At 61.0% G+C, this 18,281-nt stretch carries 16 protein-coding genes and 1 tRNA gene; 6 read left to right on the top strand and 11 right to left on the bottom strand.

Features of this window, described 5'->3' with window-relative positions:
• Positions 1-5 precede the first annotated feature (5 nt).
• The gene (locus J3P77_RS08010; protein ID WP_434680944.1) at positions 6-299 is read right to left on the bottom strand and encodes a DUF6388 family protein; all 294 of its coding nucleotides are present in this window, start codon (positions 297-299) and stop codon (positions 6-8) included.
• A 171-nt stretch (positions 300-470) separates the two neighbouring features.
• Between J3P77_RS08010 and J3P77_RS08015 the strand changes: the two genes are divergently transcribed.
• A complete protein-coding gene (locus J3P77_RS08015; protein WP_434680945.1) occupies positions 471-794 on the top strand; it encodes an EthD family reductase in 324 nt (107 codons plus the stop codon).
• A gap of 116 nt (positions 795-910) precedes the next feature.
• On the top strand, positions 911-1,072 hold the full coding sequence (locus J3P77_RS08020; protein ID WP_434680946.1) for a DUF6021 family protein: 162 nt from the start codon (positions 911-913) through the stop codon (positions 1,070-1,072).
• Positions 1,073-1,123: 51 nt separating this feature from the next.
• On the opposite strand, the gene J3P77_RS08025 is transcribed toward J3P77_RS08020, so the two are convergent.
• Positions 1,124-1,507 carry a c-type cytochrome gene (locus tag J3P77_RS08025; RefSeq protein ID WP_434680947.1) on the bottom strand — a complete coding sequence of 128 codons (384 nt, stop codon included), beginning with the start codon at positions 1,505-1,507 and terminating at the stop codon, positions 1,124-1,126.
• Between the two features lie 169 nt (positions 1,508-1,676).
• Here J3P77_RS08025 and J3P77_RS08030 point away from each other — a divergent pair, with 169 nt between their 5' ends.
• The gene (locus J3P77_RS08030) at positions 1,677-1,928 is read left to right on the top strand and encodes a hypothetical protein (RefSeq protein WP_434680948.1); all 252 of its coding nucleotides are present in this window, start codon (positions 1,677-1,679) and stop codon (positions 1,926-1,928) included.
• A gap of 13 nt (positions 1,929-1,941) precedes the next feature.
• Here J3P77_RS08030 and J3P77_RS08035 read toward each other — a convergent pair whose 3' ends face one another.
• Positions 1,942-2,787: a lipopolysaccharide biosynthesis protein gene (locus J3P77_RS08035; protein WP_434680950.1), complete on the bottom strand. Its 846-nt coding sequence runs from the start codon at positions 2,785-2,787 to the stop codon at positions 1,942-1,944.
• Positions 2,788-3,171: 384 nt separating this feature from the next.
• On the opposite strand from J3P77_RS08035, the gene J3P77_RS08040 reads away from it, so the two are divergent.
• Positions 3,172-3,474: a hypothetical protein gene (locus J3P77_RS08040; RefSeq protein ID WP_434680951.1), complete on the top strand. Its 303-nt coding sequence runs from the start codon at positions 3,172-3,174 to the stop codon at positions 3,472-3,474.
• Between the two features lie 99 nt (positions 3,475-3,573).
• Here J3P77_RS08040 and J3P77_RS08045 read toward each other — a convergent pair.
• Both J3P77_RS08045 and J3P77_RS08050 read right to left on the bottom strand, forming a co-directional pair.
• Positions 3,574-3,663 (bottom strand) — tRNA-Ser (locus tag J3P77_RS08045).
• Between the two features lie 188 nt (positions 3,664-3,851).
• Positions 3,852-4,601 carry a 3-oxoacyl-ACP reductase family protein gene (locus tag J3P77_RS08050; RefSeq protein WP_434680952.1) on the bottom strand — a complete coding sequence of 250 codons (750 nt, stop codon included), beginning with the start codon at positions 4,599-4,601 and terminating at the stop codon, positions 3,852-3,854.
• Positions 4,602-4,742: 141 nt separating this feature from the next.
• Here J3P77_RS08050 and J3P77_RS08055 point away from each other — a divergent pair, with 141 nt between their 5' ends.
• Positions 4,743-5,306, top strand: a complete 564-nt coding sequence (locus tag J3P77_RS08055; protein WP_434680954.1) for a cysteine hydrolase family protein — start codon at positions 4,743-4,745, stop codon at positions 5,304-5,306.
• Here the strand turns inward: J3P77_RS08055 and J3P77_RS08060 are convergent.
• From J3P77_RS08060 to mfd, 5 genes are all read right to left on the bottom strand, one after another.
• Entirely contained in the window at positions 5,297-6,016 is a 720-nt protein-coding gene (locus J3P77_RS08060) for a DUF3142 domain-containing protein (protein ID WP_434680956.1), read from the bottom strand. The two genes, J3P77_RS08055 and J3P77_RS08060, sit on opposite strands and share 10 nt — an antisense overlap.
• The gene (locus J3P77_RS08065; RefSeq protein WP_434680957.1) at positions 6,013-8,196 is read right to left on the bottom strand and encodes an outer membrane assembly lipoprotein YfiO; all 2,184 of its coding nucleotides are present in this window, start codon (positions 8,194-8,196) and stop codon (positions 6,013-6,015) included. The genes J3P77_RS08060 and J3P77_RS08065 overlap by 4 nt, the downstream gene beginning before the upstream one ends.
• Positions 8,197-8,272: 76 nt before the next feature.
• Entirely contained in the window at positions 8,273-11,008 is a 2,736-nt protein-coding gene (locus J3P77_RS08070) for a DEAD/DEAH box helicase (protein WP_434680960.1), read from the bottom strand.
• Between the two features lie 72 nt (positions 11,009-11,080).
• A complete protein-coding gene (locus J3P77_RS08075) occupies positions 11,081-11,605 on the bottom strand; it encodes a CsiV family protein (RefSeq protein ID WP_434680962.1) in 525 nt (174 codons plus the stop codon).
• Positions 11,606-11,616: 11 nt separating this feature from the next.
• Complete coding sequence (gene mfd / locus J3P77_RS08080; RefSeq protein WP_434680963.1) at positions 11,617-15,069, bottom strand: transcription-repair coupling factor; 3,453 nt, start codon at positions 15,067-15,069, stop codon at positions 11,617-11,619.
• A gap of 190 nt (positions 15,070-15,259) precedes the next feature.
• Between mfd and J3P77_RS08085 the strand changes: the two genes are divergently transcribed.
• Complete coding sequence (locus J3P77_RS08085) at positions 15,260-16,723, top strand: glyceraldehyde-3-phosphate dehydrogenase (protein WP_434680964.1); 1,464 nt, start codon at positions 15,260-15,262, stop codon at positions 16,721-16,723.
• 140 nt (positions 16,724-16,863) lie between these two features.
• Here J3P77_RS08085 and J3P77_RS08090 read toward each other — a convergent pair whose 3' ends face one another.
• Positions 16,864-18,156: an MFS transporter gene (locus J3P77_RS08090; RefSeq protein ID WP_434680967.1), complete on the bottom strand. Its 1,293-nt coding sequence runs from the start codon at positions 18,154-18,156 to the stop codon at positions 16,864-16,866.
• Between the last annotated feature and the right edge of the window lie 125 nt (positions 18,157-18,281).

Here is an 18,281-nt window from a genome sequence, read left to right on the forward strand (position 1 = left end):
GGCAGTCAGCGCTCGATGCCATTCAGCTCGCAGTACTCGTCCCAATCCATGCCAAGTGCTTCGGCAACCTGTGCGTGCGCTTCCAGGCGCATGCTCTTGAGCTGCTCTGGCGATTCGGCGATCAGCTCAAGCGCCAGCTCCCAAGGCTCGATACCCAGGCTTTGCGCTTCGTCTTCGAAGGCCCACTGTGCCTGCTGTTTCTGCTGGGCAGGGCTCAGGTGTCTGATCTCATCCTGCAACGTCGGGTGCGTTGACAGATATTTCTCCAGGGCGGCTTCGTTCCAGTCCTGTGCATTCATGCAGATATCCTCACTGTCCGGTAACCGGTGCTGCGCCTGCCGGCAGCCCGGAAAAAACCGGATTGTGAGGCAAGCTCGGCGCGCCTTCCAGTGATGTCGTCCTGTAATGTCGGTGCCCGATCACGTTAGAGTGACGACGACCTCGACGTCCACCTTCAGGAGATCTGCCACATGATCAAGATCAGCGTACTTTACCCCTACCAGGACGGTGCCCGATTCGACCACGATTACTATCGCGACCAGCATATGCCACTGGTGCAGACACTCATGGGCGAGCACTGCAAGGGATACTCGGTGGATAAGGGCCTGGGCGGCGCGACACCCGGTTCGCCTCCGCTGTATATCGGAATGTGCCATATTTTCTGCGAGTCGCTGGAAGCGTTCGAGGCCGCCATGTCACCGCACTCCGAACGTATCAATGGCGACATCATCAATTACACGGACCTGATCCCTGTGATACAGATCAGCGAGGTGCGGGGCGAGCACATCGGCTGACGCGCTGGACGACGGGCCGTTTCAGCGGCCCCATTCGTCAGTTACATCGCACTCTCGTGTTCTGTCGGCCTCTCACAACCATCTGCGAGTTCTTTTAGTCCACAACGGAGGCATATATGACCGGCACCAAGCCAGACAGCGAAAACGACAACGACCTTGATTTCGATCCCGAGTCGCCTGACGCCGCAGACCCTCAGGTCGATCCGGTAGAACCGGCCAAGACCCCGGCGGGTGAGAAGGGCACTAACGACGATTACCCGCCCTACGACACCAAATGAACACCGGCCGCCTCGACTGTTTCGAGGCGGCTTCAAGACTGTGCTTGAAGGTTATTGTTCCGAGGTTTCCGCAGGGTTGGCCTGCAGATAATCCAGCAGATCTTCCATACGCTCGTCACTGCCCATCCACCATAGCTTCATGCGCGTTCCAGGCACCAGCCCGCTGGGGTCTTCCACAAGCTCGGCGATTTTCTCGCGCGTCCACACGATTGCGGAATCCTTCATCCCCGAGGTGTAGATGTAGCCCGGCTGCTGACCGGCCTGCCGACCGATGATGCCGTTGAGGGGCGGCCCAAACGCGTTGCGCGCCGAGGGTCCGATCTTGTGGCAGCCCGAGCAAAGTCGGGTAAAAACGGCCTTGCCCGAATCGACATCGCCTGCCCGAGCGTCGCAGATTGCCAGCACTCCCAGAATAAACAGTGCAATGTTTTTCATGAATAACCCTTGCCTACGACCGTACGTTGTCCAGAGCGCCGCATGCTATCGCAGCCGCGATGACGCTCAAAGCGACCCACGTCAAAGGCGCGAACGCGCGGGCGATATTTTGAACTGCCGGGTACGCAGGAGTTCTGCTGAATATCGAGCGGTAGAAACGGAGCGAAACATGAATTGCTATCTGTGCAAAATGGAAGCCCGCGATCTCGGGACCGACACTGACGGGCAGCACGTCGATTGCCCCGACTGCGGCGAATACGTGATTTCCAGAATCGTCATTCGGCAGCTGGGCACCCAGGCGCTGGACTTTGTGCATATGCGCGGAGACATGCATATGCAGCGTCAGGCCGATGCCACCCGAGTCGCAACGATCAATAGCGAAACGGCGATCTGGAGCAGCGGATCGGCCGACCGGGAGTGATATGCGCCGCGTTTCAGCTCTCGGGTGGCGAATCCCGGTAGGCTTCAAGCATCTTCCGGGCATCCTCGATGCTGACTTTGGGAATGACGTCCTCTGGAACTCTGGATACGGCAGAGAGGTTGTAAGCCTGGAAGTTTTCGTCCACGACGTGCGCTGACATCAACTCCAGCGACGGCAGGATGCGCGTTTCGAAGTGCTGGTCCAGACCGCAGGGCGAGCGCTTGGCGTTGCAGTTTTCATAAAAACGGCCAGCTGACTGATTGAGGTCGAAGCCCACCAGAAACACCTTGTTGAAACCGAGGTGGTAAGCCACTTGTAAGGCCAGATACATCACTGTCCGGGCATCGAAGAAACCTTGGCCCAGATCCTTGCTGAATCCGATGTCCTTGCTCCGCTTGCTCAGCAGCGAACGCTTTCTGACCAGGGTACTTTCTCTTCTGAACAGGCTGGAGACAAGCGACGCACGGGGGCTTTTCTTCAACGCGAAAGCCCGGCCACGTGGCTTGGGTTTGTCCGTCTTGAGTTGATCACCCCAGACCGCGACGTTTTCGCTGGTGCGCATGGCCGTGGCGTAAAGATGGGGTTGCTGATTGGCAAAGTCCCTGTCCGTGCAGACGTAAAAGAACGGGTTGATGCCCTTCTGCGCGAGCATGGCGATCGCACCGTTCATGGTGATCATGGGCACGTCGGAAAATTCCTGGATCGGGAAGTCCTTCGCGGACTTGCCTGACGCGATCAGAAATACCGGGCCTTGCTTCACCCCCTTGCACTGACTGAAATCCAGCACCGGGGTGGAGGATGGGCGGCTCTTGGCGGATACCCCATGGCCCTTGGAGGATGAGGCGGATGCGCTTGTCATGACTTCCTACAACACAAAACAATAGCGACGGTGCGACGCTTCACAAAGGTGCATGATCTCGGAGTTTTTCCAGCGATGCACGTCGGACATTTCTAAAAATGTGAATTTTTGTTTCTGTAATGTGACGATCGTTTGGGTTGAATCCCTCAGAACGTCGAGAAACGACGCCCCTCAGGTATCTATTTGTTACCGAGGTTCACAGTCATGGATTGTAGGACAGGGCGGTTGAAAAGTTTGTTGGAAGCGTCACGAGACAACTCCAGCGCGGAGCAACGTGGGGTTGGGCAATAAGCGATTGTTTAGGATCCGCTCGTCCAGCCGATGCCTGTGGATTCCGGAGAAGCTCTTACACTTTTGTTGCGGACAGCGGAGGGGCACCGGACCATGACCTACGAGAAAAACGGACAATTTGTATCCCTGACGGCGCGCCTAAATGCTCGCCTGGAAGAAAAACGACTTCAAAGACAGGCATGTCAGCAGAAGCTGACGGACGCGCTCGACATGACCCGGGCGTGCGTTCTGGCGACCAGCCAGATCAGACCGGAAGTCGTGGATGAGACCTTGAAGTTTACCGACACGTACATCGCCATTCTGCGCAATGCTGTCCGAGCCGTGGGAGGTGGCGAAATCGAAATCACCGTGGCCTTCCCTGAAGGGAAGATAGTGATAGACAAGTTCTCGCAGTGACACCGGAAACGGCGTTGGCCCTTGAGGATTTCAAGACGCCAGAAACCACGAAGCCCCTGACATTCTTGAAGAATTCAGGGGCTTCGCGTTGTTTCAGTATGGCGGTGAAGGAGGGATTCGAACCCTCGATACAATTTCTTGTATACACACTTTCCAGGCGTGCTCCTTAAGCCACTCGGACACCTCACCGTATCTCGCGACAACGTTGTGTCTGTCGAGGCGCGCTAATGTAGTCGAAAGCTTTGCTGAACGCAAAACTTTTTTTCAGAATTTTCATGTGCTTATGACGTCGCCTTATATTCGAGCCCTGCCGCGCATCGACTCCGGTTTCTTCCATGAAGGCTGGAGCCGCTGCCCGGTACGTCACGGCGCTGGTTTCAGGCGCTGAAACCGCCGTCGATGGTCAGGCTGGCGCCGGTGATGTAAGCGGCTTCCGGGCCGGCCAGGTAGGCGACGAAGCTGGCGATCTCTTCGCTCCTCCCATAGCGGGGCAGCGCCATGAAACCCTTGAGGGTTTCGGCGAAGTCGCCGTGGTCGGGATTCATGTCGGTGTCCACCGGACCGGGCTGGACATTATTGACCGTGATGCCCTGTGGTCCGAGGTCGCGGGCCATGCCTTTGGTCAGACCGATCAGCGCAGACTTGCTCATTGCGTACACGCTGCCACCGGCAAACGGCATGCGGTCGGCATTGGTGCTGCCGATGTTGATGATGCGCCCGTCTTCATTCATATGCCGCGCCGCTTCCTGACTGGCGATGAACACGCTGCGTACGTTGATGGCGAGGGTTCGGTCGAAGTCTTCAAGTTTGAATTCGTCGAGCGGCGCAACCGCCAGCACGCCTGCGTTGTTGACCAGAATATCGAGCCCGCCGAGGGCCTCGGCGGTGGCCTGCACCGCGCGGCGGACGGCGCTTTCGTCAGCGCTGTCGGCGCGAATCGCCAGCGCCCGGCCACCGTTGGCGATGATGCTGTCCTGAAGTTCGAGCGCGTTCACTTCCGAGCTGACGTAAGTGAAGGCGACCGCTGCGCCGTCCTTGGCCAGGCGCGTGACTATCGCTGCGCCTATTCCGCGCGAGCCGCCTTGTACGAGTGCCACTTTGCCGGTTAGAGGTGCATGCTGATTCATGATGGTCTCCGGGTTGGGGATGTCGGGTGGGTGTCGGGTGTGTAGACCATAGCAGTTGCGGCTGAACCCGGACCTCGACCTACGTTGCCTTTGTGAATACTGTTGCGGCTCTCTGCATCAACTGGAAAGGCATCGGCCCATATGGAAATCGACGGCAATTGCGCACTGATCCTCATCGACATGCAACAGGGCATCAATCACCCCAGGCTTGGGCGTCGCAACAATCCGCAGGCGGAAAGCCGGATATCGGCGCTGTTGCAGGCCTGGCGTGAGAGCGGGCGTCCGGTGATTCATGTCAGGCACTTCTCGACATCGCCTGACTCCGTGTTCTGGCCCGGGCAGTCGGGTGTCGAGTATCAGCCGGCGTTCTTGCCGCAGGGTGATGAGCGCGAGCTGAGCAAGCACACGCCGGATGCTTTTTGCGGGTCGTTTCTTGAGCTCTGGCTTCGCGGCGACGGTATCCGGCAGATAGTGGTCGTCGGCGTGGTGACCAACAATTCGGTGGAGTCCACGGTTCGCGCGGGCGGCAATCTGGGCTTTGAGGTGGTGGTGGCCCATGACGCATGTTTTACGTTTGACCAGGCCGATTTTTTCGGCACGCCGCGTAGCGCCGAAGACGTCCACGCCATGTCGCTGGCCAACCTGCATGGCGAATACGCCACGGTGCTGTCGAGCGCCGAATTGTTGCAGCAGCTTCAGCGCTGAGGATTTTGCAGAAAGACCACATAGCCTTTGAACCAGGGATTGTCGTCCAGAAAGTCCGGCGCCTTCCACTCGCCACCCTGAATCAGCCCGACCTTGAAGGGCAGGCCCAGGCGCTGCATGCGCGGCAGGTAGGCGCCGTAGTCCGGAATGCTGCGGCGCCCCTGATAAGTTTGCACCACCACCTCGTCCACGACGCCGCTCAGCTCCCGGATGGCACCGGCATCCGCGTTGCTGCTCCAGTCCAGCAAGCCGGTGATGCTCAATTGGTAGCGCGCAGGCAGACGCTGGCGCAAGTCACGCAGAAACGCCACGTACTCATTCAGATAGCGGGTGCGGGCGTCGAAATCTATCTGGATGCCGACTACGCCGTTGCCAGCCTGCCGCCATCTTTCAACCTGGCCCAACAGCTGTCGGTGGACCGATTCCGGCCAGCGCAAGGTATGGGCGCGGTACACCAGCCATAGCTGTCGCGTGGGCAGCCGGTTGACGGACATGCCCTGGGCGATGAAGTGGACCCGCTGCCGCGGGTCACGGCGTGAAGTGCTGACCTGGCCTTGCAGCAGGTACAAGGTCGCGGCCTGTTCCAGTACCGGTTGTGGCCTGACGCCGGCCCATAGCCAGAACGCGTCGTAGTTCGCTGCGTCTACGGCCGCGTGAGCCGGGCTCGCGCTCAGCAGCCACGCCGCCGCAAGACTGCGAAGTGCCTTCACCAGTAGTACTGCTGCGACTCGCCCCACTGGGTGCCGGCGAAATCCTTTTTCAGCTGACGAAACCAGGCCTTGCGCACCTGCGGCTCGACCTCCGTTCCGCCACAGGTGTTGTAGCCTGCCGGACCGTAGCAGTTGATCGCCCGAAACAGCGCATACGCCTTGTCGTCGCGTCCCGCTTTCGGGTTGCCGATGACCCGCTTGTAACCTTCAAGCCGGGAAAAGCTTTCGCCGGCGAAACCCGGTGCCGTGCCGCCAAGGCTGTCAGCATCGCGGCGGGCGTCCAGCGGCATGCTGTCGAGCCTGTTGATCCGGGCGAATTCGCCAAGACAGTTGAGGCTCTGCGGATCATTGGCGTCGGCCTGAAGAGCCGCCGCGGTCTGGACAATGCTCGGGCAGCGATAGCCGGCGGCTGGCTGCTCTCCCGACCACTGGAACAGACTCAGCGCCGGTCCCTTGTCGTATACGTAACCGAGGTTGTAGCCGAGCGGTTGCGCTGGCAGCGGGTTCGGCAAGCGCTTGAAGTCTTCGGCAAAATCCTGGTAGCGGCCGCGCATCAGATCCTTGTACAGCAGCACGAACAGCGCGGTGTTGCGTTCGGCCTCATCCAGTCCCTGCGTAATTTGCTGACGCAGCAGTTCGGCATCCGCGGTATGGCTGAGCAGAATAAGGCGCACCTTGCGCGACTGGATCGGCGAGTCGCTGGCAAAGACTCGCGACAGCTGCTCATCGCGCTCGAAACTCATCGCCAGTGCCAGCTCGATCTGTTCGCGTTGCAATGGTTGCTGCGCCAGCGGGATCAGGCGCAGCCAGTGGTCCTGGGCGCCTTTGAAGTCCTGCCGGGCCTGCAACGCCAGACCGCGCAGGAACTGCTGGCTGAAGCTCAGGTAGTCGAGCTTTTCCGGCAAGGCGGCAGGCAGCAGCGCCAGCGCTCGGGCCGGGTCGTCGGCGACATAGAACGCATGGACGCCTTGCAGGTAGGCGTAAAGCCCGGGCTGCGCGGCGAACAACGCTTGCTGCGCCTGCAGATCCGCCTCGCTCATGCGCGGCTGCGCGGATTCTCGCATCCACATCAGGTCTCTGATCGCCAGCATCCATGGCGTCTGCAGGGTCTGCCGGTCGCTGCCCAGCACACTGCGGTCCATCTCGTTGATCAACCGGTTGAGGTCACTTGGCTCACCAGGGAGCGCGCCAAGTTGACGATCGTATTCTCTTGCCAGTCCTTCGGTGTTGCCGGCCAGCCAATGTATCCGGCGCAGCAGGCCAGTGGCCGAAGCCTCATAGTCGCCGTCGGGGTAAGCGCCAAGGTAGGTCTGGAACGCGGTCTCGACTTGCTGCAAATACGGCTTGTCCACTTGGTCGGGTTGCAGGACGCCGTACTCGTCGAACACGTCGTCCTGCGCGGCGTTGAGCATGCTGCGCGCGACCATGTACTGCGCGGTCTGTTTGAGCCACGGCTGAGTGCTGGCGGACAGGGACTGGAAACCGGCCACGGCCTGGTCGTAATCGCCACTGTAGAACTGCGCCGCAGCCTTCAGATACGCGGCGAAATCTTTGCCCACCGACGATTGCAGTGTTTCGGGCACCGGCTCCGAAGCCTCCCAGGTGCAGGCCTTGAGCATCTGCAGTCGCGCGTCCGCCAACGCACGGCGCTCGGTGTCGGGCAGGTCCGTGGTGCTGACCAGCTGGCTGATGAACGCGTAAGCGCTGGTGTCGGAATTGCTGCGGCAGCGGCTGCCTTCTCCGTCCAGGAACGCGTCGCCGGCGGCGGGCTCGTCGTCACGTTGCAAGCCGAGCTTTTGCAGCATGGGGTTGAAGCGGGTCTTGAGCGATGCTGCCTGCTGTTCACTGGCTTCAAGGTCGGACACCGAGCCACTGAAGCCGAAACGGTAAAGCGAGAACGGCACCTGGCCGTAGCCTTCCGAGCGCTCGCTGTTCTCCTCGCGACCAGGATCGGACGATGCGAACTGAGCGGGTGACAGACCCTTGTCGGCGAGCAGCAGACGCAGGTTGACCTGACTGTCGTTGCCCGGATTCAGAAAAGCCTGGTTGTTGCAGGCGTCCAGGTCCTCATGGATGACCTTCCACTCTGGATAGCACGAATCGTCGCTACTGGCGTGGGCCTGATTGAACAGTGCTGAACCAACCAATACTGCCGACGCAGTCAACAACCGGGTACGCATGAGAAGTCCTTTTAAGGGCGGGGCAAACGGTGCGCATGATAGCCTGCCCATGGTCCGCTTGCCTTGCTGCGCTACCTTATTTTCTGGTCTTCTTGGGCACGGCCGGAAGCGGCGCGAACAGGGCCTGTAGATCTTCGTCGCGCAGCTTCCAGTCGCCGCTGACACGGCCATCCAGAACGCCAGCCGCAAGGGCAGACTTTTCCCGCTGCAGGCGTTGGATTTTCTCCTCGACCGTGCCCCGGGAAATCATCTTGTAAACGAATACCGGCTTGTCCTGACCGATGCGATAGGCGCGGTCGGTAGCCTGATTTTCCGCAGCCGGGTTCCACCACGGGTCGTAGTGGATGACGGTGTCGGCGGCAGTCAGGTTCAGGCCGGTGCCACCGGCCTTGAGGCTGATCAGAAAGATCGGCAGCTTGCCGCTCTGAAAATCATGGATCGGCGTGCGCCGGTCGCGGGTCGCTCCGGTCAGCAGCGCGTAGCCCATGCCACGCTGTTTCAGCTCCTGCTCGATCAGGCCGAGCATTGAAGTGAACTGCGAAAACAGTAGAATTCTGCGTCCTTCCGACAGCAGCTCTTCGATCATTTCCATCAGGCTCGACAGCTTGGCCGAGCTGCCATGTTTGCTGATTGGCATGTCCGGATTGACCAGCCGCAAGTCGCAGCACACCTGACGCAGCTTGAGCAGTGCTTCAAGGATCACGATCTGGCTGCGCGCGACGCCTTTGCGCGTGATCTCGTCGCGGACCTTCTTGTCCATGGCCAGACGCACGGTCTCGTACACGTCACGTTGCGCGTCGTTCAGGTCGACCCAATGGATGATCTCGGTCTTGGGTGGCAGCTCGGTAGCCACCTGTTCCTTGGTGCGGCGCAGCAGGAACGGTTTGATGCGGGCGTTGAGGTGTTGCAGGCGGTCCTGATTGCCATGCTTCTCAATGGCCGTGCGGTAGTTGCTGTTGAACTCCTTGCTGCTGCCCAGCCAGCCAGGCATCAGAAAATGGAACAGCGACCACAGTTCGCCCAAGTGGTTTTCCAGCGGCGTGCCGCTCAGGCATAGCCGCTGGCGCGCCTTGAGGTGCCGCGCGGCTTCGGCGGCCTTGCTCTTGGGATTCTTGATGTACTGCGCTTCATCCAGGATCAGGATGTGAAACGGCTGTTTTGCCAGCAGTTCCAGATCCCGCGGCAGCAGGGCATAGGTGGTGAGAATCAGGTCGTAGTCTTCGAGGTTGCCGGCGTCGTGATGGCGGTTGGCACCGTACAGGGCCAGCACCTTGAGCTGCGGCGTGAAGTGCTCGGCTTCGTCCATCCAGTTCGGAATCAGGCTGGTGGGCATGACGGCCAGGGCCGGGCGGTCCAGGCGTCCGGCCTGTTTTTCCATCAGCAGGTGCGCAAGGGTTTGCAGGGTCTTGCCCAGGCCCATGTCGTCGGCCAGCACGCCGCCAACCTCAAGCTCGCGCAACGACTGCATCCAGCTCAGGCCTTCCAGCTGGTAGCCGCGCAGCGTAGCGTTCAGCCCATCGGGCACGCTGACCGGCGCGTCTTTGATATTCACCAGCCGTTCGGCAAAGTCCCGCAGGCGGTCGCCGCCTTGCCACACCAGTGGCAGGTCTTCGAGCTCGGTCAGGCGCGCCGCGTCGGCGGTGCTCATGCGCAGTGAATTGTTGCCTTCCTCGCGCCAGTAGAAATCGCCGAGCGTCGCCAGCACCGGTTTCAGCCGACCGTAGGGCAGGGCGATCTGCACCGGCCCGCCGCCGCTCTGGGTGAAGTGATTGAGCTGCACCAGCAGCTGCTCTTCGTCACCTCGCTTTGCCACCGCTGACGGGCTCATCAGTTCGGGATGGCTGCGGATAAGATTGATGAGGATAGGCAGCAGGCTCAGGCGCTCACCGTTGACGATGATGCCCAGTTCGAGATCGAACCAGTCGCGCTCGGTTTCCTCCTCGATGACGGCGTACCAGTCATCGACCGGTGTCACGTCAAAGCCGAAGCCTTCCTGAATCTCGATTTCCCAGCCTTGTTCGCGCAAGACCGGCAGGTCGTTGAGCACGAAGTGCAACCAGGCCTTGTCGTTGGACAGCTCGTACATGTCGCCGGCGGTGTCGGGCAGTGCCTTGCTCTGCCTCGTGGCGACCTTGAAACCCAGGTCACTCAACTGCTGGCGCAGCTGGCGCTCCTGCTCACCCTGACGGCGGATGCGCAGCGTCTCGGTTTCGGTGTGCTCGATGATGTCGCTTTTCTGGTTGACCAGATCGCTGCCGAGCGAGCTGACCAGAATGCTCACATTGGTGGTGCCGATCGCGTAGTGCTTGCCGTAGGCAAAGGCCAGCGCGGCGCGATGCTGAATGTGCCGCTGCATGCGTCCATTGCGCGGCTCGTAAGCGCTGAACTCGATGCTGGCCAGGATCAGGCGTGGTCGCGGCTTGATAGTGTCGACCAGTCGCTCGGGCAGGCGCGGCCTGGCGGGCGGCTCGGGCTCGGTGTCGGGCACGTTCATCGCCGCCTGCAGCAGAGGCTGGTTCACCGGGTCCTGAAGGAAGTACATCGCCGCGGCGCAGTGCTTGCAGTCGTTGCGCACCGGGCAGGTACATTTGCACACCAGAAAATTGCGATAGCGGTCAGGGTCCTTGAACATCAGCGTCTGGCTGTAGATCTCAAGGCTCGACCCGCGACAGGCTGTGCGGATGATCTGCGGGCTTGAGTCTTCGAGCACGATGCGCTTCTGCCGGGCGTAGTCGTATCCGCGCTCCAGCGTCTTGGGGGTGAACACTTGTGTCCAGGCGCTGCCTAGGACTTTTTCGAGAATGGACGACACAGTTTTGGAAAGCCCTACGCCGCAGCGATGCTCAAAAGAAAAAGAAGGGCGCGCCACGGCGCCCTGCAAAACCTACAAAGGAGAAATCCTGATCAGCAACGCAAGGCTGCCGTTGTCCAGATAAGTCAGCTCGCCATTGCGAACCCGCACCGCCTGCTTCATTCGCTCGCTGCCGGTCACAACCCCGTGGGCGTCGAGCCTGTTGACCCAGAAATCCGCGGCAATGTCAGTGAACCGGGCCATTGCCACACTGACCGTGCCTTCGATGGGGAAGTGCCCCAATTGTTCCTCGCCACCGGTAACCGCCATTCTGCTCGGCTCGCTGCCGACCGTCTGCTGCCAGGCGCGTTGCAGCAGCACCTGATACTTGCCGCTGTCCTGAAGTCGGGCGGCAACATCGTTCAGCGCGGGCGTGCGTTCGTTCTGCGCGCTGACTCGTGGCGCGCCGGCGTCCCAGTCTTCCGGGGCGAACTGTTGGGTGGCAGCCGGCTCGCCATTCTGGCGGAACAGGATCATTTCCACCTGATACGAGCCGTCGGCGAAAGCTGTCGGGGCAATGAGCGTCAACAGCAGAATCAATGAATGAAACAGACGCATGGATGAATCCTTCAAGCAGTTTTCGGGGTGAGGCGTTCCAGCAGCGCTTCGATGGTGTTGAAGCGCTCTTCAGGGCGCTCCATGGGCACGGAAAACTTGAACAATGTGGCACCTTCGAATTTGTAGCGGTTAGGCTGACTCTGGATCAGCTTGATCAGGGTCAACGGGTCGACCGGCGTGTCGGCCGTGAATTCAATGCGCCCGCCCTGCGGACCGGCGTCGATCTTCTTGATGCTCAGCTGTTCGGCCCGCAGCTTGAGCTGAGTAATGCGCACCAGATGCTTGGCCGGCTCCGGCAGCAGGCCGAAGCGGTCGATCATCTCGACTTGCAGGTCCTTGAGACCATCCTCGTCGGCGGCATTGGCGATGCGCTTGTAAAGAATCAGACGCGTATGCACATCAGGCAGATAGGCCTCGGGAATCAGCGCCGGCACTCGCAGGTTGATTTCCGGGCCACCGCCCAGAGGCTGATCGAGGTTGGGCTGCTCGCCCTTGCGGATCGATTTGACTGCGCGTTCGAGCATTTCCATGTACAGCGTGAAACCGACTGCCTGGATCTGTCCGCTCTGGCCTTCGCCAAGCAGCTCTCCCGCGCCGCGGATCTCCAGGTCGTTGGTGGCGAGCACGAAGCCGGCTCCCAGATCTTGAGTATTGGCGATGGCTTCCAGACGTTTCTCGGCGTCCGGCGTGATCTGCTTGCGTGGCGGGGTAAGCAGGTAAGCGTAAGCCTGGTGGTGACTGCGCCCGACCCGGCCGCGCAACTGGTGCAGCTGGGCCAGGCCGAACTTGTCGGCGCGCTCGATAATGATGGTGTTGGCGCTGGGCACGTCGATGCCGGTCTCGATGATGGTCGAGGCGATCAGCACGTTGAAGCGCTTGTGATAGAAGTCGCTCATAACCTGCTCAAGTTCGCGCTCGCGCATTTGCCCGTGGCCGATGCCGATCCGTGCTTCGGGCACCAGTTCGGCCAGGTCCGCAGCGCATTTCTCGATGGTCTTGACGTCGTTGTGCAGGTAGTAAACCTGACCACCGCGCAGCAGTTCGCGCAGCAGCGCTTCCTTGACCGTCGGCTTGTTCTGTTCCATCACGAAGGTACGCACCGACAACCGGCGCGCGGGTGGCGTGGCGATGATCGACAGATCTCGCATGCCCGACACCGCCATGTTCAGCGTGCGCGGGATCGGCGTGGCGGTCAGGGTCAGAATGTCGACTTCGCTGCGCAGCGCCTTGAGCTGTTCCTTCTGGCGCACGCCGAAACGGTGTTCTTCGTCGATGATCACAAGGCCCAGGTTCTTGATCTTCACGTCGTCCTGCAGCAGCTTGTGGGTGCCGATCACGATGTCGATCTTGCCTTCGGCAAGGTCCGCAACCGCCGCGTTGATTTCCTTGGCGGACTTGAAGCGGCTCATCACCTCGACCCGCACCGGCCAGTCGGCGAAGCGGTCACGGAAACTGTTGTAGTGCTGCTGGGCCAGCAGCGTGGTCGGCACCAGCAATGCGACCTGACGACCGCCGTGCACGGCGATGAACGCTGCGCGCATCGCGACTTCGGTCTTGCCGAAGCCGACGTCGCCGCACACCAGACGATCCATCGGCCGTGGCGCCAGCATGTCGGCGCGCACCGCCTCGATGGTGGTCTGCTGGTCCGGCGTCTCTTCGAAAGGGAAGCCGGCGCTGAACGTTGCGTAGTCGGCCTTCGGATCTTCGAACGCGTAGCCCTCGCGCGCCGCGCGCCGGGCGTAGATATCGAGCAGCTCGGCGGCCACGTCGCGCACTTGCTCGGCGGCCTTGCGCTTGGCCTTCTGCCAGGCCTCGGAGCCGAGGCGGTGCAGCGGTGCTGTTTCGTCGTCGCTGCCGGTGTAACGCGCAATCAGATGCAGGCTTGCGACCGGCACGTACAGCTTGGCGTCTTCGGCGTACGCCAGCATCAGGAATTCCGCGACCTGGTTGTCCACCTCCAGCGTCGCCAGCCCCAGATAGCGTCCGACCCCGTGATCGATATGCACCACCGGCGCGCCTTCGCGCAGCTCGGTGAGGTTCTTGATCACGGCATCGTTGTTACCGGCGTCGTTACGTTTTTCCCGGCGTCGGCGCTGCATCACGCGCTGGCCGAACAACGGACTTTCGGCGATCAGGGCAACGGCCGGGTCATCAAGCACCAGCCCTTTGTCCAGTGGCGCGATGGTAATGGCCAGACGGTCCTTGCCTTCCGCAAAGTCCAGCCAGCTGTCGACCGTTTTCGGCCGCAGCTTCAGGCGTTCCAGAAGTTCGAGCAGGACCTCGCGGCGCCCGGCCGACTCGGCGGTGAACAGTACGCGGCCGGCAAAGGTGTCGAGAAAATTCGACAGCGCGGCCAGCGGTTTGCTGGCCTTGGCTTCGATGGCCAGATCCGGTAGTTCCCGTGCCGGAAATCGCTCGCGGCCCGCGCCGGACTCGACGTCCTGTTCGCTGGCAACCACGCGCGGCCAGCTTTTCAGCCGGGCGAAACAGTCCTCGACCGGCAGGAACAACTCGGCCGGCGGCAGCAACGGGCGTAACGGGTCGACGCGGCGGTCTTCGTAGCGGTTGCGCACGTCATTCCAGAAGTTCTCGGCGGCCTGCTCGATGCCCGGCAGGGAAAACACCTGGGTGTCCTGCGGCAGATAGTCAAACAGGGTCGAGGTTTCTTCAAAGAACAGCGGGATGTAGTACTCGATCCCTGCGGGTGTAATCCCGCTGCTCAGATCCTGCAGGATCGGACTGCGGCGGAAATCGACGTCAAAGCGCTCGCGGTAGCGCGCCTTGAAGCGGGTGACCTGATCCTTCTGCAGCGGGAACTCGCGCGCCGGCAGCAGGCGTACCGAATCGACCTTGTCGATGGAGCGCTGGGTGTCGGGATCGAAAGTACGCAGCGTTTCGATCTCGTCGTCGAACAGATCGATCCGGTAAGGCAGCTTGCTGCCCATCGGGAACAGGTCGATCAAAGCCCCGCGCACGGTGAACTCGCCGTGCTCGTAAACGGTGTCAACGTAGCGGTAACCGCTGGCTTCCAGACGGGCGCGCATGGCCTCTACGTCAAGCTTCTGGCCGATGTCGAGCACCAGGCTGCTGCCCAACAGGAACTTGGTCGGAGCAAGGCGATGTAGGGCAGTGGTGATAGGTACTACCAAAACGCCATGGTCCAGCTCCGGCAGCCGGTACAGGCTGGCGATGCGCTGGGAAATGATGTCCTGATGCGGCGAAAACAGGTCGTAGGGCAGGGTTTCCCAGTCGGGGAAATGCAGAACCGGGAGCGTTGGCGCGAAGAACTTCAGCTCTTGTTCCAGGCGCTCGGCGCTCTGGCTGTCGGCGGTCAGCAGCAGCGTGAAACGCCGGGCGGCGCTGGCGGCCTCGGCGATTGCAAGGCTCAGGGCGGCACCGGGAAGATTGCCCCAGTGTTGTTTGCCGGCGGCGGCCGGAAGATGCGGTAGACGCAGAACGGGCACGGAAGGTCGGGCTCCAGGCGTTGCGACAGGGGCCGCGATTGTAGCGGGGGAAGGTGGCGGCTGTCAGTTTTACAACACATCAGTCTGTTCAGGCGGCGCTGAACTTATGTAGTGAGTAAAGATCTGACAGTCGCTCATTGCCTATAAACATGGGCGAAGTCATAATGTAGCCCCTTTTTTCAGCCCCTACATGTGGAAGGTTCCCGTGACTCAGAAGCCCGACCAGTGTCTTGGTGAATGGATCGATCGTGAAGCCCTTGCCGAGGCGATGATCCCGCTAATCGGTCAGCTCTACCGCAATAACAATGTGGTGAGTTCGATCTATGGCCGCAGCCTCATCAACCGTTCGGTGATCGCGATTCTCAAAGCCCACCGCTTTGCGCGTCACCGCCAGTCCGATGCGAGTGAGTTGTCCGTACACGAGACTTTCCCGCTCCTCAAAGCGATGAGCGAGCTCAAACTGGGTGCCGCTTCGGTGGACCTGGGCAAGCTGGCGGTCAAGTTCAAGACCGAGGGCAATGGCCGGACAGCCGAGCAGTTCGTCCGCGAAGAGCTGGCCAGCGTCGTGGGTCAGCAGAGCGCCAGCCCGCGCAAGGGCACCGATGTGGTTCTCTACGGTTTCGGCCGGATCGGTCGCCTGCTGGCGCGGATCCTGATCGAGAAGACCGGTGGCGGCGAAGGCCTGCGTCTGCGCGCCATCGTCGTGCGCAAGGGCTCCGAAAACGATCTGGTCAAGCGCGCGAGCCTGCTGCGTCGTGACTCGGTGCACGGTCCGTTCGACGGCACCATCACCATCGACGAAGCCAACAGCACCATCACCGCCAACGGCAACCTGATTCAGGTGATCTACGCCAAGAACCCTGCCGAGGTGGATTACACCCAGTACGGTATCCAGGACGCTCTGCTGGTGGACAACACCGGTGTATGGCGTGACGCCGACGGCCTGGGCCAGCACCTGTCCTGCCCAGGCATCGACCGCGTTGTCCTGACCGCACCGGGCAAGGGCAAGCTGAAGAACATCGTTCACGGTATCAACCACGGCGAAATCACCGCGGACGACAAGATCGTGTCGGCGGCGTCCTGCACCACCAACGCCATCGTGCCGGTGCTCAAGGCCGTCAACGACAAGTTCGGCATCGTCAACGGTCACGTTGAAACGGTTCACTCGTACACCAACGACCAGAACCTGATCGACAACTTCCACAAGGGCGATCGTCGTGGCCGCAGCGCCGCGCTGAACATGGTCATCACCGAAACAGGCGCCGCCACCGCTGCCGCCAAGGCCTTGCCTGAGCTGGCCGGCAAGCTGACCGGCAACGCGATCCGCGTGCCGACGCCGAACGTTTCGATGGCGATCCTGAACCTGAACCTGGACAAGCAGACTACCCGTGAAGAAATGAACGAGTACCTGCGCTACATGGCGCTGCACTCGGATCTGCACAAGCAGATCGACTTCGTGAACTCGCAGGAAGTGGTTTCCACTGACTTCGTAGGCTCGCGTCACGCGGGTGTAGTCGATGCCGAAGCAACCATCGTCAACGACAACCGCGTTGTTCTGTACGTCTGGTACGACAACGAATTCGGCTACAGCTGCCAGGTTGTTCGTGTAATGGAAGACATGGCGGGTGTGAACCCTCCGGCTTTCCCGCAGTAAATAGCTGACACGCGTAAAAAAGCCCCGACTCGTTCGGGGCTTTTTTTTGCGTTGCAGGAGCGCGCTTGCCCGCGAACAGCTTTTTGCGGTTTCCCTGACACAGCACGTAAACCCATTTCAGGCCCTGGCATATCCGCTGATCAGGCGGACGGCGCTGCCATCGGAGCTTCGAGCTTCTGGCCGCCCTTGCGGAACAGCGCCAGCGTCGCGATCAGCCCCAGCACAGCCGCTCCGGTCAGCCAGATGCCGGGTGCCGCCTTGTTGCCCAGCTCGTGGATCAGGTAAGTGCAGGCCGCCGGCGTGAAGCCGCCGAAGGTCGCGGTTGCCAGGCTATAGGCCAGCGAGAAGCCGGTGGTGCGTACCTCGACCGGCATGATCTCGGTGAGCGCCACCACCATGGCACCGTTGTAGGACCCGTACAGGAACGAGAGCCACAGCTCGACCATCAACAGATTGGCAAAGCTTGGATGCCCAACCAGCCATGACAGGGCAGGGTAGGCAGTTGCGATGGCCAGCACCGTAGCGCCGATCAGCAGCGGCTTGCGGCCGATGCGGTCGGAAAACGCGCCCATCACCGGCAGCCAGATGAAATTGGACACGCCCACGCAGACGGTCACCAGCAGGCTGTCGAGATCCGACAGATGCAGTTCGTTCTTGCCGAAAGTCGGCGTGTAAGCCGTGATCAGGTAGAACGAGACCGTGGTCATGACCACCAGTGCCATGCCACCGAGCACCAGGCCGAAGTTCTGGCCTATCGAGCGCACCACTTCGCCCAGCGTCGGGCGGTGTTTACGCGCCTCGAATTCCGGTGACTCTTCCAGTGAGCGACGAATGACGAAAATCGCCGGTACGATCAGGCATCCCACCAGGAAAGGCACGCGCCAGCCCCATTCGCCCATCTGGTCGGGGCTTAGCCAGTGGTTCAGCGCGACGCCCAGCAGGCCCGCGAACACCACGGCAGCCTGCTGACTTGCCGACTGCCAGCTGACAAAGAAACCCTTGCGCCCTGGCGTCGAGATTTCCGCCAGATATACCGAGACGCCGCCCAGTTCAACGCCTGCGGAAAAGCCCTGCAGCAGGCGGCCAAGCAGCACCAGCAGCGGCGCCGCGACACCAATGGTGGCGTAGCCGGGCACGCAAGCGATCAGTAGCGTGCCCATCGCCATCATGGCCAGGGTGATGATCAGACCCTGGCGACGGCCGTGGCGGTCGATGTAGGCACCCAGAAAAATCGCACCCAGTGGGCGCATCAGAAAGCCAGCGCCGAAGGTCGCCAGCGACAGCATCAGGGAAGCGAAGGCGCTGTCGGAGGGGAAAAAGGTCTTGGCGATGGCCGTGGCGTAAAAGCCATAGACCATGAAGTCGAACATCTCTAGAAAGTTGCCGCTGACAACGCGAAAAATCGCCTTGCCTTTACTGGTTGTAGAGGCCATTCACATTACTCACTCAGGCTCATCGGGTAAGGGTCCGTTATGGTTATCGCCCCGTCGCTCGCGCCGGTGCAGGCTATCCATCAGCCGATCCATTTGTAACAGTATGTGTAAATTCGCTCTGGAAC

The organism is Pseudomonas sp. R1-18 (genome assembly GCF_051132095.1).
Taxonomy (GTDB): Bacteria; Pseudomonadota; Gammaproteobacteria; order Pseudomonadales; family Pseudomonadaceae; genus Aquipseudomonas.

What these genes read in the sequence shown, in the direction of transcription:
- J3P77_RS08010 (WP_434680944.1), bottom strand. Translation starts at nt 299, where the DNA reads ATGAATGCACAGGACTGGAACGAAGCCGCCCTGGAGAAATATCTGTCA.
- J3P77_RS08050 (WP_434680952.1), bottom strand. Translation starts at nt 4,601, where the DNA reads ATGAATCAGCATGCACCTCTAACCGGCAAAGTGGCACTCGTACAAGGC.
- J3P77_RS08020 (WP_434680946.1), top strand. Translation starts at nt 911, where the DNA reads ATGACCGGCACCAAGCCAGACAGCGAAAACGACAACGACCTTGATTTC.
- J3P77_RS08030 (WP_434680948.1), top strand. Translation starts at nt 1,677, where the DNA reads ATGAATTGCTATCTGTGCAAAATGGAAGCCCGCGATCTCGGGACCGAC.
- J3P77_RS08090 (WP_434680967.1), bottom strand. Translation starts at nt 18,156, where the DNA reads ATGGCCTCTACAACCAGTAAAGGCAAGGCGATTTTTCGCGTTGTCAGC.
- J3P77_RS08065 (WP_434680957.1), bottom strand. Translation starts at nt 8,196, where the DNA reads ATGCGTACCCGGTTGTTGACTGCGTCGGCAGTATTGGTTGGTTCAGCA.
- J3P77_RS08055 (WP_434680954.1), top strand. Translation starts at nt 4,743, where the DNA reads ATGGAAATCGACGGCAATTGCGCACTGATCCTCATCGACATGCAACAG.
- J3P77_RS08015 (WP_434680945.1), top strand. Translation starts at nt 471, where the DNA reads ATGATCAAGATCAGCGTACTTTACCCCTACCAGGACGGTGCCCGATTC.
- J3P77_RS08040 (WP_434680951.1), top strand. Translation starts at nt 3,172, where the DNA reads ATGACCTACGAGAAAAACGGACAATTTGTATCCCTGACGGCGCGCCTA.
- J3P77_RS08025 (WP_434680947.1), bottom strand. Translation starts at nt 1,507, where the DNA reads ATGAAAAACATTGCACTGTTTATTCTGGGAGTGCTGGCAATCTGCGAC.
- J3P77_RS08035 (WP_434680950.1), bottom strand. Translation starts at nt 2,787, where the DNA reads ATGACAAGCGCATCCGCCTCATCCTCCAAGGGCCATGGGGTATCCGCC.
- J3P77_RS08075 (WP_434680962.1), bottom strand. Translation starts at nt 11,605, where the DNA reads ATGCGTCTGTTTCATTCATTGATTCTGCTGTTGACGCTCATTGCCCCG.
- J3P77_RS08085 (WP_434680964.1), top strand. Translation starts at nt 15,260, where the DNA reads ATGTGGAAGGTTCCCGTGACTCAGAAGCCCGACCAGTGTCTTGGTGAA.